12 protein-coding genes and 1 pseudogene are annotated in these 13021 nt (G+C 72.2%); 8 read left to right on the top strand and 5 right to left on the bottom strand.

What is annotated here, in order from left to right:
• Nucleotides 1-5 precede the first annotated feature (5 nt).
• From cydB to ACZ51I_RS19405, 3 genes are read left to right on the top strand one after another with little or no spacing between them, the layout of a single operon-like run.
• Nucleotides 6-1007, top strand: coding sequence for a cytochrome d ubiquinol oxidase subunit II (gene cydB / locus ACZ51I_RS19415; protein ID WP_468877233.1), 1002 nt, complete (start codon nt 6-8; stop codon nt 1005-1007).
• Nucleotides 1008-1037: 30 nt separating this feature from the next.
• Entirely contained in the window at nt 1038-4598 is a 3561-nt protein-coding gene (gene cydD / locus ACZ51I_RS19410; RefSeq protein ID WP_468878190.1) for a thiol reductant ABC exporter subunit CydD, read from the top strand.
• Nucleotides 4599-4618: 20 nt separating this feature from the next.
• Nucleotides 4619-6364, top strand: coding sequence for a GAF domain-containing sensor histidine kinase (locus ACZ51I_RS19405; RefSeq protein WP_468877230.1), 1746 nt, complete (start codon nt 4619-4621; stop codon nt 6362-6364).
• A 2-nt stretch (nt 6365-6366) separates the two neighbouring features.
• Here the strand turns inward: ACZ51I_RS19405 and ACZ51I_RS19400 are convergent, their stop codons facing one another.
• Both ACZ51I_RS19400 and ACZ51I_RS19395 read right to left on the bottom strand, forming a co-directional pair.
• Entirely contained in the window at nt 6367-7230 is an 864-nt protein-coding gene (locus ACZ51I_RS19400) for a Cof-type HAD-IIB family hydrolase (RefSeq protein WP_468877227.1), read from the bottom strand.
• 184 nt (nt 7231-7414) lie between these two features.
• Nucleotides 7415-7639: pseudogene (locus ACZ51I_RS19395) on the bottom strand (NAD(P)-dependent oxidoreductase); the annotation flags it as partial.
• 168 nt (nt 7640-7807) lie between these two features.
• Here ACZ51I_RS19395 and ACZ51I_RS19390 point away from each other — a divergent pair.
• Nucleotides 7808-8017: an ADP-ribosylation factor GTPase-activating family protein gene (locus ACZ51I_RS19390; protein WP_468877223.1), complete on the top strand. Its 210-nt coding sequence runs from the start codon at nt 7808-7810 to the stop codon at nt 8015-8017.
• Nucleotides 8018-8185: 168 nt separating this feature from the next.
• On the opposite strand, the gene ACZ51I_RS19385 is transcribed toward ACZ51I_RS19390, so the two are convergent.
• On the bottom strand, nt 8186-8326 hold the full coding sequence (locus tag ACZ51I_RS19385) for a hypothetical protein (RefSeq protein WP_468877221.1): 141 nt from the start codon (nt 8324-8326) through the stop codon (nt 8186-8188).
• A gap of 139 nt (nt 8327-8465) precedes the next feature.
• The gene (locus tag ACZ51I_RS19380) at nt 8466-8882 is read right to left on the bottom strand and encodes a hypothetical protein (protein WP_468877218.1); all 417 of its coding nucleotides are present in this window, start codon (nt 8880-8882) and stop codon (nt 8466-8468) included.
• Between the two features lie 54 nt (nt 8883-8936).
• Between ACZ51I_RS19380 and ACZ51I_RS19375 the strand changes: the two genes are divergently transcribed.
• The 3 genes from ACZ51I_RS19375 (at nt 8937) to ACZ51I_RS19365 (ending at nt 11034) form a co-directional block, all read left to right on the top strand.
• Complete coding sequence (locus tag ACZ51I_RS19375; RefSeq protein ID WP_468877216.1) at nt 8937-9926, top strand: helix-turn-helix transcriptional regulator; 990 nt, start codon at nt 8937-8939, stop codon at nt 9924-9926.
• A gap of 314 nt (nt 9927-10240) precedes the next feature.
• Nucleotides 10241-10825, top strand: a complete 585-nt coding sequence (locus tag ACZ51I_RS19370) for a helix-turn-helix transcriptional regulator (protein ID WP_468877213.1) — start codon at nt 10241-10243, stop codon at nt 10823-10825.
• Nucleotides 10822-11034 carry an MbtH family protein gene (locus ACZ51I_RS19365; RefSeq protein ID WP_468877211.1) on the top strand — a complete coding sequence of 71 codons (213 nt, stop codon included), beginning with the start codon at nt 10822-10824 and terminating at the stop codon, nt 11032-11034. The genes ACZ51I_RS19370 and ACZ51I_RS19365 overlap by 4 nt, the downstream gene beginning before the upstream one ends.
• Here the strand turns inward: ACZ51I_RS19365 and ACZ51I_RS19360 are convergent.
• Nucleotides 10994-11803 carry a 4'-phosphopantetheinyl transferase family protein gene (locus ACZ51I_RS19360; RefSeq protein WP_468877209.1) on the bottom strand — a complete coding sequence of 270 codons (810 nt, stop codon included), beginning with the start codon at nt 11801-11803 and terminating at the stop codon, nt 10994-10996. The genes ACZ51I_RS19365 and ACZ51I_RS19360 overlap by 41 nt on opposite strands.
• Before the next feature lie 369 nt (nt 11804-12172).
• Here ACZ51I_RS19360 and ACZ51I_RS19355 point away from each other — a divergent pair, with 369 nt between their 5' ends.
• Nucleotides 12173-12994 carry a TauD/TfdA family dioxygenase gene (locus ACZ51I_RS19355; protein ID WP_468877206.1) on the top strand — a complete coding sequence of 274 codons (822 nt, stop codon included), beginning with the start codon at nt 12173-12175 and terminating at the stop codon, nt 12992-12994.
• Nucleotides 12995-13021: the final 27 nt, after the last annotated feature.

Below are 13021 nucleotides of genomic sequence, written 5' to 3'. Positions count from 1 at the left end.
GAGGCATGGAACTCCACGACGTCTGGTTCGTACTCATCGCGGTCCTCTGGATCGGCTACTTCTTCCTCGAAGGCTTCGACTTCGGGGTCGGGATCCTGACCAAGCTGCTCGCCCGCGACCGGCCCGAGAAGCGGGTCCTCATCAACACCATCGGACCCGTCTGGGACGGCAACGAGGTGTGGCTGCTCACCGCCGGCGGCGCGACCTTCGCCGCGTTCCCCGAGTGGTACGCGACGCTGTTCTCCGGCTTCTACCTGCCGCTGCTGATCATCCTGGTCTGCCTGATCATCCGGGGCGTCGCCTTCGAGTACCGGGTGAAGCGGCCCGAGGAGAACTGGCAGCGCAACTGGGAGAAGGCCATCTTCTGGACCTCGCTGATCCCCGCGTTCCTCTGGGGCGTGGCCTTCGGCAACATCGTCCGGGGCGTGAAGATCGACGGCGACATGGAGTACGCCGGCACCCTCCTGGACCTGCTCAACCCGTACGCGCTTCTCGGCGGCCTGGTCACGCTCACCCTCTTCACATTCCATGGCGCCGTCTTCACCTCTCTCAAGACGGTCGGGGACATCCGGGAGCGGGCGCGGGCGCTCGCGCTCAAGCTGGGTCTGGTCGCGGCCGTGCTCGCGCTCGGCTTCCTGATGTGGACCCAGGTCCATACCGGAGACAGCTGGAGCCTCGCGGCGATGCTGGTGGCCGTGGTGGCGCTCCTCGGCGCCATCGCCACCATCAAGGCGGGGCGGGAGGGCTGGTCGTTCGCGCTCTCGGGCGTGACGATCGCCGCCGCGGTGGCGATGCTCTTCCTCGCCCTCTTCCCGGACGTCATGCCGTCTTCGCTCAACCCGGAGTGGAGCCTTACCGTGACGAACGCGTCGTCGAGCCCGTACACGCTCAAGATCATGACCTGGTGCGCGGCGATCGCGACCCCGCTGGTGCTGCTCTACCAGAGCTGGACCTACTGGGTGTTCCGCAAGCGCATCGGTACCCAGCACATCGCCGACGCTCACTGAGGCCCACGCTCACGAGAGGGCATGTTTCACGTGAAACCGATCGATCCACGCCTCCTCCGGTACGCCAGGGCCACCCGTCTCTTCCTGGCCGCGGTGGTCGTGCTGGGCCTCGTCGGGGCGGTGCTCGTCATCGCCCAGGCGATGCTCATCGCCGAGATCGTGGTGGGGGCCTTCCAGAAGGCCCAGTCGGTTTTCGACCTGACCACCCCCGTGGTGCTGCTCGCCGCAGTCGCGGTGGCCCGGGGTCTGGTCTCCTGGCTGACCGAGCTCGCCGCCCACCGGGCGAGCGCGGCGGTCAAGTCCGAACTCCGCGGCCGGCTCCTCGGCCGCGCGGCCGCACTCGGCCCCGGGTGGCTCAGCGGCCAGAAGGCCGGTTCGCTGATCGCCCTCGCCACGCGGGGCGTCGACGCCCTCGACGACTACTTCGCCCGTTATCTGCCGCAGCTGGGTCTCGCGGTGGTCGTGCCGGTGGCGGTCCTGGCCCGGATCGTCACCGAGGACTGGGTCTCGGCGGCGATCATCGTGGTCACGCTGCCGCTCATCCCGGTCTTCATGATCCTCATCGGCTGGTACACCCAGGCCCGGATGGACCGGCAGTGGAAGCTGCTCTCGCGGCTCTCCGGCCACTTCCTGGACGTGGTGGCCGGCCTGCCCACCCTCAAGATCTTCGGCCGGGCGAAGGCCCAGGCCGAGTCGATCCGCGCGATCACCTCGGAGTACCGCCAGGCGACGATGCGCACACTGCGGATCGCCTTCCTCTCCTCCTTCGCCCTGGAGCTGCTCGCGACCCTGTCGGTGGCGCTCGTCGCCGTGACCATCGGCATGCGTCTCGTCCACGGCGAGCTCGACCTGTACACCGGGCTCGTCATCCTGATCCTGGCGCCCGAGGCGTACCTTCCGCTGCGGCAGGTGGGGGCGCAGTACCACGCGGCGGCGGAGGGGCTCGCGGCGGCGGAGGAGATCTTCGACGTCCTGGAGCAGCCGGTACGGGACGCGGGCACGGTGGCCGTGCCGGAGTCCGTACGGCTTGAGCTCGACGGCGTGACCGTACGTCACGCGGGGCGTGCCGAACCCTCGCTCGACGCGGCGACGCTGGTGGTCGAGCCGGGCGAGACGGTGGCCCTGGTCGGGCCGAGCGGGGTCGGGAAGTCGACCCTGCTCGACGTCGTCCTCGGGTTCGCGGTGCCGGAGGAGGGCGGTTCGGTACGGGTCGGGGGCGTCGATCTGGCGACACTCGACCTGGAGGAGTGGCGGTCCCGGATCGCCTGGGTCCCGCAGCGCCCGTACCTCTTCGCGGGAACGGTCGCCGAGAACGTACGGCTGGCGCGTCCGGACGCCTCGGACGAGGAGGTACGGGACGCGCTGCGGGCGGCGGGGGCGGACGGCTTCGTCACGGGGCTGCCCCAGGGACTCGGCACCCCGCTCGGCGAGGACGGCGCGGGGCTCTCGGCGGGCCAGCGGCAGCGACTCGCGCTCGCCCGGGCGTTCCTCGCGGACCGGCCGCTGCTGCTGCTCGACGAGCCGACGGCGGCGCTTGACGGTTCGACGGAGGCGGGGGTGGTCGACGCGGTTCGCCGCCTCGCCGCGGGGCGGACCGTACTGCTGGTCGTGCACCGGCCGGCGCTGCTCGCCGTGGCGGACCGGGTGGTGACGGTGGGCGGTGCCGTGCCGGTCACGGGCCCCCGGGGTGCGGGTGCGGCGGGAGGTGCCGGGTCCGTCGAGGTGTCGAGCCCGCCCTCCTCCGAGCTCTCGCCCAGCCCCTCGCCCCTGGCGGAAAGCGCGCTCACCACCCGGCCGGAGCCGATGCCCACCGCCCGTGGGCCGGTCCTGCGGCGGGTGCGCGGCATGGCCGGGGACCTCAAGGGGCGGATGGCGCTCGCGCTGTTGCTCGGGAGCCTCGCCCTCGGGTCCGCCGTCGGGCTCATGGCCGTGTCCGGCTGGCTCATCTCGCGCGCCTCCGAACAGCCGCCCGTGCTCCACCTGATGGTGGCCGTCACCGCCACGCGCGCCTTCGGCATCGGCCGGGCCGTCTTCCGGTACGCCGAGCGGCTCGTCTCGCACGACGCCGTCCTGCGGATGCTCGCCGACCTGCGGGTCTCCGTCTACCGGCGCCTGGAGCGGATCGCCCCGGCCGGACTGCGCCGCACCCACCGCGGCGACCTCCTCGCGCGGCTCGTCCAGGACGTCGACGCGCTCCAGGACTACTGGCTGCGCTGGCTGCTCCCGGTGGGCGCCGCCCTCCTCGTGGGTGCCGCGTCGGCCGGTTTCACCGCCTGGCTGCTGCCCGAGGCCGGTGCCGTCCTCGCCGTGGGCCTGCTGCTCGCGGGGATCGCCGTGCCGGCCGCCGGCGGGGCACTCGCCCGCCGGGCCGAGCGGCGCCTCGCCCCCGCACGCGGCGCCCTGGCGACCGCCGTGGCCGATCTGCTGCGCGGCTGCGCCGAACTGACCGTCGCCGGAGCGCTCCGGGGCCGGATCGAGCGGACCCGGGACGCCGACCGCACCCTCACTTCCATCGCCTCCCGGCAGGCAGCCGCCGCCGCGCTCGGCGCCGGGCTCTCGGCCCTGGTGTGCGGCCTGACCGTCGTGGCCGCCGCGCTCGCCGGCATCCAGGCCGTACGGGACGGGCGGCTCGACGGGGTCGCCCTCGCCGTGGTCGTCCTGACGCCGCTCGCCGCCTTCGAGGCCGTCACCGGCCTGCCCCTCGCCGTCCAGTACCGCCAGCGCGTCAAGCGCAGCGCCGAGCGGGTCTTCGAGGTGCTCGACGCGCCCGTCCCCGTACACGAACCTCGGACGCCCGCAGCTCCCCCGGCGGACCCGTTCCCGCTGGAGCTGGCCGGGCTCTCGGCCCGGCACGCCGGGCAGGAGCGGCTCGCGCTCGACGGCTTCGGGCTCACCCTGGAGGCCGGGCGGCGGGTCGCGGTCGTCGGCGTCTCCGGCTCCGGCAAGACCACGCTCGCCCAGGTGCTGCTGCGGTTCCTGGACGTGGAGCGGGGCACGTACCGGATCGGCGGCGTACCGGCCCGGGAGCTCGACGGCGACGCGGTCCGGCGGCTCGTCGGCCTCTGCGCCCAGGACGCCCACCTCTTCGACAGCTCCGTCCGCGAGAACCTGCGGCTCGCCAAGGTCGGGGCGGACGACGACGAGCTGCGGGAGGCGTTGCGCCGGGCCCGGCTGCTCGACTGGGTCGACGGGCTGCCCGCCGGACTCGACACGCTCGTGGGCGAGCACGGCTCGCAGCTCTCCGGAGGCCAGCGGCAGCGCCTCGCGCTCGCCCGGGTCCTCCTCGCCGACTTCCCGGTCCTCGTCCTGGACGAACCCGCCGAGCACCTGGACCTGGCCACCGCCGACGCCCTCACCGACGATCTGCTCCGCGCCACCGAGGGCCGCACCACCGTCCTCATCACCCACCGGCTGCACGGGCTCGACGCCGTCGACGAGGTGGTGGTCCTCGACGAGGGCAGGACCGTGCAGCGCGGCCCGTACGCCGAGCTCGCGGCGGCGGACGGACCGCTGCGCCGGATGCTGGAGCAGGAGCGGGCGACCGATCTGCTCCTCACCGCCGGCGATCGGCCGACTTTTCTCGCCAAATAGGACTTACTAGGCTCGGGTCCATGACCGCCGCCGCGTCCGACCCTCCACACCCTCAGGAAGCCGCACCCGACCCCTCGGAGGATCCCCTGGAAGCCGCCACCCGGGCGACCCGGAGCCTCCAGGGGCTGTCCACGGAGCTCACCGCCCGCGTCCCGCAGCTCCTGGAGGCCATGCGCTCGGTCGGCACCGGTCTGGAGCTGCACTCCACCCTCGACCGGATCTGCGAGACCGCCGCCGAACTCGCCGACGCCCGCTACGCCGCGATCGGCGTCGTCGACCAGGACCGCGAGGGCCTCTCCGACTTCGTCACCTTCGGCGTCGGCGAGGACGTGGCCCGTCGGATCGGCCGCCGCCCCGACGGCCACGCGGGGCTCCTCGGCGCGCTGATCCGCGACCCGCAGACCATCCGCCTCACCGATCTGTCCACCGACCCGCGCGCGGCGGGCTTCCCGCCCGGACACCCACCGATGCGGACCTTCCTCGGCGTCCCCATCCGGGTCCAGGGCGAGGTCTTCGGCAACCTCTACCTCGCGGAGAAACACGGCGGGGGCGAGTTCAACGAGTACGACGTGCACATGGTCCGGGTCCTCGCCACCGAGGCGGGTATCGCGATCGGCAACGCCCGCCTGTACGAGGCGGCCCGGCAGCGCGAGCGGTGGATCGACGGCTCGGTCGCCGTCACCACCGCGCTGCTCTCCGGCGGCGACGCGGACGACGCCCTCACGGTCGTCGCCGAACAGGCCCGCCGGCTCGCCGACGCGGACGCCGGGATCGTGCTGCTGCCCGCGGAGGACGGCGGCCTGGAGATCGTCGCCGTGTCCTCGCCCCGGCCCACGAAGTCCCTCGGCATGGTGATCCCGCCCGAGAGCGCGCTCGTGAAGGAGCTCCTGGAGGGCGAGGCGGTCTTCGTGGCCGACGCCTCGATCGACCCGCGCACGTCCAGCCGGCTGACCTCCTCGTACGGGCCGAGCATGATCCTTCCGCTGCAGAGCGGCGGACGGGTCCTCGGCGCGCTCGCCACGCCCCGGGTGCGCGGTGGCCGGCAGTTCACGGAGGCGGAGCGGACGCTCGCCACCCAGTTCGCCTCGCAGGCCGCCCTGGCCCTGATGATGGCCGACGCGCAGCGCGACCGGGAGCGTCTCGCCGTCTTCGAGGACCGTGACCGGATCGCCCGCGACCTGCACGACCTGGTCATCCAGCGGCTCTTCGCCACCGGCATGATGCTGGAGAGCGCCCAGCGGAGGTCGATCGTGCCGGCCGTGCGCGAGGGCGTGGGCAAGGCAGTGGACGAGCTGGACGTGACCATCCAGGAGATCCGTACGGCGATCTTCGCGCTCCAGCAGGGCCCCGCCGAGGCGCCGTCGGGGCTGCGGACCCGCGTCCTGCGGGAGATCAACATGGCGGCCGTCCCGCTCGGCTTCAAGCCCGCACACCGCTTCCTCGGCGCGATCGACTCGACGGTCGGCGAACTCACCGGCAAGAACCTCATCGCCGCCCTGCGCGAGGCGCTCTCCAACGCGTTCCGGCACGCGGAGGCGGGTCGTATCGAGGTGGTCGTCGACGCCGGCGTCACCCTGCCCGACGGCTCCGCCGGGGTCCGCCTCTCGGTCGCCGACGACGGCATCGGGATTCCGGCGGGCGGGCGGCGGAGCGGCCTGCGCAATCTGGCCCGCCGGGCCGAGTCACTGGGCGGCGCGAGCTGGTGCGGGCCGGGCCTGGGCGAGGACGGCGGCGGGACGACGGTGGTGTGGGAGGCGCCGCTCTGACCTCAGGGCCGGGCTGCCAGGGCGTCGGCGACGAGGCGTTCGATGACGACGGCCACCCCGTCCTCGTTGTTGCCGGTCGTCCGGCCCGAGGCGGCCGTGATGACGTCCGGGTGGGCGTTGCCCATGGCGTACGAGCGGCCGGCCCAGCTCAGCATCTCGATGTCGTTCGGCATGTCGCCGAAGGCGACGACCTCCTCGGCCGCGATGCCGCGCTCGGCACAGCACAGGGCCAGGGTGGAGGCCTTGGAGACGCCGAGCGCGCTGATCTCGATGAGGGCGGTCGGGCTGGACCGGGTGAAGGCCGCCAGGTCGCCCGCCGCGTCCCTCGCGAGCGCGAGGAACACGTCGGGGTCGAGCTCGGAATGCTGGGCGAGCAGCTTGAGCACCGGGGCGGCCGAGCCGGGCTCCTCTTCGAAGAGGAGCTTCTCGGCGGTGGCGACGGTGGCGCCGGGGTCGAGGAAGAAGGGCGGGTAGTGCGGTTCGTAGTGGATGCCGGTGGTGAGCTCGACGGCGAAGGACGTCCCCGGCGCGGCGGCGCGCAGGGCGCGGACCACGTCGAGCGCGACCGGCCGCTCCAGCGGGCGGACCTCCAGGAAGGTGCCTCCCGAGTGGAGGTCGACGACGGCCGCGCCGTTGGCGCAGATCGCCAGGCCGTGCCCGTGGACGTGGTCGCTGACGACGTCCATCCAGCGGGCCGGGCGGCCGGTGACGAAGAAGACCTCGATGCCGGCCTGCTCGGCGGCCGCGAGGGCGGCGACGGTGCGCTCGGAGACGGACTTGTCGTCGCGCAGCAGCGTGCCGTCGAGGTCGGTGGCGATCAGCCGGGCCACCGGGGCGGAAGGGCGCGGGGAACGGGGAGAGGTCACCGCACCATTCTTCCGTACCGGACGCACGGGCGTGCGAGGAGCCGCACATATGAGTACGCGGGATCGCACGGGTGGATGTGTGTGAGGGATCGCGCGGGAGCCGCTGCGGCAGCGGCACCTCCGGGGTGGTCTCCGAGCCCGCGGACGAGAGGCAGAGCAGCCGGCCGACGCCGGAGGCGCGCATGGCCTCGACGATGTTCCGCGTGCCCTGCGAGTGGACGGTCGTGGGGCGCTTGCGGTCGGTGCTGCCGAGGCAGGAGAGGACGGCGTCGTGGCCGGCGACCGCCTCCCGCCAGGTCTCGGGGACGAGCGCGTCGCCGGGGAGGCGGTCAGCCCGGTCCCCGGGTCCTCGACGGGGACCCGGGCGGGACAGCAGGGCCCCCCGGGGGTGCACCCGGGCTACCGCCATCTGCCCAAGCGTCCGGGCTGAGCGAGGAACCGCGCGGCGCCGACGCGGAGTCGGCGCGGAATCGGCGCACTCCGGTGTGCGCCAGGACGTGGCCGTAAACACCCGTTCGTTTTCGACGTGACGGGGAAGACCCCTGGGAGCTGACGGCGTCTTCAGGGAGGGCGTGGCATGGTCGCGGGCCGGAGAGGCGCGGAGTGCGACTCCTGTGGTGCGCCGTACGGGACGTGGGTCGCGAGCCTCGGCATGGCCCTCTGCGCGGAGTGCGAGCGGGCCGGAGCGGCGCACCCCTCGCGGGATCCGGTGCTGGTGGGCGACGTCCTGGCCGACTCCCCGGTCCTGCTCGCCCTGTGGCGGAGCCACGAGCCGCGGACGGCCTGAACGGCCCCTGCGGAAGGTGCCGCGCACGACGAGACGGCATCGAAGACCCCGCGTACGACGAAACGGCACCGAAGACTCTGTCTTCGATGCCGTCCGGCGTTCGGTAGGGGCAGCCCGGGGCGCCCCGCGTCCCGTTCCGTGCGTCGACGCCGAGGCGTCGGGTGGGTGTCAGCCCCAGATCACGTCGTCCAGCGCGGCGGCGGTGACCACGGTGCCGGCGGAGTCACCGGCCCCGTCGAAAGCCGGGACCAGGAGAGCGAGAGCCGTGAGGAGGACTGCAGCCCAGCGGGCGGAACGGAAGCGCAGCAAGGTATGAGTCCCTTACGAGTCGGTGGGGGTTTTCCTTCGGTGGGACAGAGCTTCGTCAAGCCGAAAGATGTTCGGAAGGGAATTCCGGTGGACGGAACGGGCCCTGGACCGAAGAGGTCAGCGGGCCACGTCCAGGGCCTCAGCCCACGAATCCGTCGAAACCGTACGGCGCCAGCAGCGGCGCCTCCGAGCAGCCGACCCGCCACCCCGGCAACGGACCGATCTCGGTGACCGCGCGCAGGCACAGCCGCGCCGCCGTCTCCTCCGCGACCCGGAGACGGTCGGCGAGCAGATAGACCCCCACTGTCACTCCGTGGCCCGGACGGGGGTGGACGACCACGTGCTCCACACCGTCGCCGGGAAGCGCCAGGTCACGGAGGAGATCCGCGAGGTTCTGAGGGATGCACAACTCCGCCTTCTTGTTGAGAAGTTCGGTGTGAACGAGATACACACCCGGCATTTTCCCCAAAGGACGAACCAGGAAGAAGAAGACCAGAAGTCCCATTCCGGCAATGGCCGGTACAGTCCAGTCCGCCTTCTGTAGAAAACTGGCCACGCGTGTGATGATGGAGCCCCTAAACCGCGAAATCTCCGGGGGGAGAGATGTGCCGTGCTCAAGGCGCTTGGTCTTGATTCCATCGCCGAGGCCGTCTACCGGGGTCTCCTGGCACGGCCGCGCGACGGCGTGGCGGATCTGGCGGAGCGGCTGGGGCTCACTCCCGAGCAGGTCCGGTACGGTCTCGACACCCTGAGCGAACTGGCGTTGCTGCGTCCCTCCTATGACCAGGAGGGCACGCCGTGGCCCGTGTCGCCCGAGGTCGGCCTCCAAATGCTCATGGCGCGCCAGCAGGCCGAGCTCGCGACGCACCAGAAACAGCTGGAGGAATCGCGGGCGGCCGCGGCCCAGCTGATCGCGGAGTACGAGGAGATACGGCCGGCGGAAACCCACCCGCACGGCGAGCGACTCACCGGGATCGACCAGATCCGCGACGGGCTCGCCGCCCTCACCCGGGACACCCGGGAGGAGGTCATGACCTTCGCCCCGGACGGGCCCCAGCGGCCGGAGCACATCGAGGCCGCGAAGCCGCTCAACCAGGAGCTCTTCGACCGGGGGGTCCGGATGCGGACGGTCTACCTCAACAGCGCCCGCAAAAGCCCGCACACCCTCCAGTACGTGAGCTGGCTGTCCAAGCTGGGCGGCGAGGTGCGCACCGTGCCGACCCTGCCGACCCGGATGATCGTCTTCGACCGCAAGACCGCCGTCATCCCCGTGAACAGCGACAACAGCGCCGAGGGCGCCGTGGTGCTGACCGGCCAGGGCACGCTGACCGCGCTGTGCGCACTCTTCGAGAGCGTCTGGAACGACGCCCGGCCGCTGAACGAGGAGAGCAGGGCCGACGAGCAGGGCCTCACCGACCAGCAGGCCACGGTCGTGGTCCTGCTGGCCGAGGGCCACACGGACGAGACCATCGCGAAGCGGCTCGGGGTGTCGCCGCGGACCGCGCGACGGCTGGCCTCCGAGCTGATGACCCGGCTCGGGGCGCGCAGCCGGTTCGAGGCGGGCGTCCGCGCCGCGCAGAACGGCTGGATTCCCGAGTAGAGCTGACGCCGTGAACGTTCAGGGGACCGGCCCTTCGTGGGCCGGTCCCCTTGGCGTATCCCCGTGCTCCCGCGCCCCGTATTCCCGTGCTCCCGCGCCCCGTATTCCCGTGCTCCCGCGCCCCGTATCCCCGTGCTCCCGCCCCGGATTCCCTTACTCCCACGCCCCGTAACTCCGTTCCCCGCGCCCCGGTGTCCCCTTGTGTCCAGGGCCTCAACGGGCCACCGGAGTCGCCTTCCGATGAGCGGTCCCATCACGGAGATTGGTCCTGTGGAACCGGAGTGGACCGGACCCAGCGCAGACGAGGAGTCGACATGACGCGTGCCGGGATCTTCGTCGAGAATCAGCTCGCCCTGCTCGGCATCCGCTATCTGCTCGACGCGGAGGCCGACATCCAGGTCGCGTTCGCCCTGAGCACGCCGTTCGCGGTGGTGCCCGGGTCGGTCGACTGCCTCGTGGTCGACCGGGACCTGCTCGGCGAGCTGCCGCCGGCCGTCCCCGCCGCCCGGACGGTCCTCCTGACCGAAGGGCCGGAGAAGGGCCGGGGCGCGGGCTCCGAACGGGCGGGCGCGACCCTTCCGTTCGACGACGCGCCCCTGATGCTCGTGGACGCCATCCGGCGGGTGGCGGCGCCGGGACCGGTTCCCGCACGGCAGGGCGTCGCCACGCTCTCCCCGAGGGAGCGCGAAGTGCTCGGGCACCTCGTCGAGGGCTGCACCCACGTCCAGGCGGCCCGGCGGATCGGCATCAGCCAGCACACGGTCGACACGTACGTGAAGCGCATCCGCTCCAAGCTCGGCGCACACAACAAGGCGCAGCTGGTCCGTGCCGCTCTGACCACCCCGCGCGCACCGGCCGCGCACCCCGAACCCCGACAACGACAGCAGGTGGAGACATGACGACCGAAGGCACCGGCACCCAGCTCGTGGTCCGCAATCACGAACTGCAGTACTCGCTCTGGCCCGCCGACCGCGAGCTGCCGGCCGGCTGGGAGCCGGAGGGTTTCAGCGGCGAGCGGCAGGAGTGCCTCGACCACATCGAGCGGACGTGGACGGACATGCGGCCGCTCAGCGCCCGGGCCCCGCAGCCGGCGGCGGCCCCGCACTGAACGCGGCGGCCGAGGGGTGGCTCCGGGAGTAGGCGGTGAAGACGGGCCGTCCGCCGCCGATCACGGCGACCGCGGCCGCACAGCCCGCACCGGCCTCCAGATCGGCCAGGACGAAGTCCTCGGCGGGCCTGGCCGCCGGACCGCCCAGGAACAGCACCCTCGGGTCCTCCTCCGGAGCCGACACCCCGACCTCGGACAGCGGTATCCGCAGTCCCAGGCCCGTCGCCTTGAGCACCGCCTCCTTGCGGGTCCACATCCGGTGGAAGCCGCCGATGGTGGTGTGGGCGGGGGACCGGGGCTCCGCGGGACCGAGGACGTGGGGGAGCAGTTCCGCGGGGGCCACGGAGGCGCTGATCTCCTCGACGTCGATGCCGACGGGACCCGTGCGGGTGACGGCGACCGCCACCCGGGAGCCGGAGTGCGACACCGACACCTGGAGCCCGGTGCCCGGCAGTTCGGGCTTTCCGTGGTTCCTTGAGCAGTCGGGACAGCGGGCGATCACCTCGACCCACTGGGGTGGCAGGCCGAGATAGCCGGCGGCCGCGGTGCGCAGCAGGGCCCGTCCGGCGATGAACCGCTGCCGGTCCTCCGTCCGGCGCAGCTGCGGGAGCCGGGACTGTTCGGTCTCGTCGAGCAGGTCGAGGCAGTCGTCGGTGACCGTGGCCGGATCCGCCCACCAGATGTGGCAGTCGGCCGGGCCGAGCACCGGGACCGCCGGGGACTGGTCGATCCGGCAGCCGGCCGCGTACGGCGTCGGGCACGAGTTCATCGTCCACCGCCTGCCTTCCCCTGCCGGTCGCCGCCGTTCCGCTGGTCGGGACGGGGAGGTACCGCATGTACCGGTAGGCCTCCCATGCTCGCGGCAGGACGGCGCGAACACACGCCCCCGAAAGCCGTGACACCTGTTCCGGGGACACCGCGCACGCCGTCCACGGGACACCGCGCACCGCGCCCCGTGGACGGAATTGGACACCCCCTGCAATGACCGGATCAGTCCAGGATCCCGATATTGCCCACCGTATGAACGCCCGCCTAACGTCACGACCGTGATGGAAAGCCAGGGCCTCTCACCCACGTAGGAATTCTCATGGCGACAACCCCTTTCAAAACCTCTCCCCTTTCCGATCACCACGGTCTGGTGATCGAAAGCGCAGATCTCCCCCTCGCCGAACTCCCGCACTCCGAGATCTCCGAACTCTTCAAGCAGCACGGCACGCTGATGTTCCGTGGATTCGGCGCCACCGCCGACGATTTCCGCGCGCTCGTCCAGAAGTTCTCGTCGAAGCTCTTCTTCCACCAGAATCCCAACCGGGAGACGATCTCCGACGACGGCGCCGTGCTCCTCGTCGACGCGCACCGGAATCCCATTCCGGCGCACTCCGAGATGAGCTACTGCCCGCTGCACCCCGGCCTCCAGTGGTTCTACTGCGTGCGGCCGGCCGACGAGGACGGCGAGACGACGGTCTACGACGGCGTCGAGGCGTACAAGCGGCTCGCCCCGGAGACCCGCGAGCTGTTCGACCGGCTGCGGCTGACCTGGCGCCTGCCGTTCCCGACCGCCCCCGAGCACCAGGAGCGCGTCTTCGGCACGGCCGACCGGGCCGAGCTGGAGGCGCTGTTCGCCACCTTCGACGACTTCGAGTACGACTTCGACGAGGTCGGCAACCTCAACTGGAAGTGGACCGTCTCCGCGGTCCCGCAGGCCCCCTACGTGGACGCGCCCACGCTGTGCAACAGCTACCTGGGTTCGGGGGCGCTCGTGTCCTTCGAGGACGGATCGTCCATCCCGCAGCACTGCCGCTGGGACGCGCTCGACGCCACCGAGGAGGTGCGGGTCGACCTCCAGTGGGAGCCCGGCGACATCGTCATGATCGACAACAAGCGCGTCATGCACGGCCGGCGCGGTTTCGAGGACCCCGACCGCAAGGTCGCGGCGATGCTCTCGACGCCGAACTTCTGACCCCCACCCCTCACAGTTTGGATTCGG

The sequence above is a fragment of the Streptomyces sp. NPDC034084 genome, assembly GCF_055575535.1.
The sequence above is the reverse complement of the archived record's forward strand: the minus strand, read 5'-3'. Positions and strand labels throughout refer to the sequence as shown.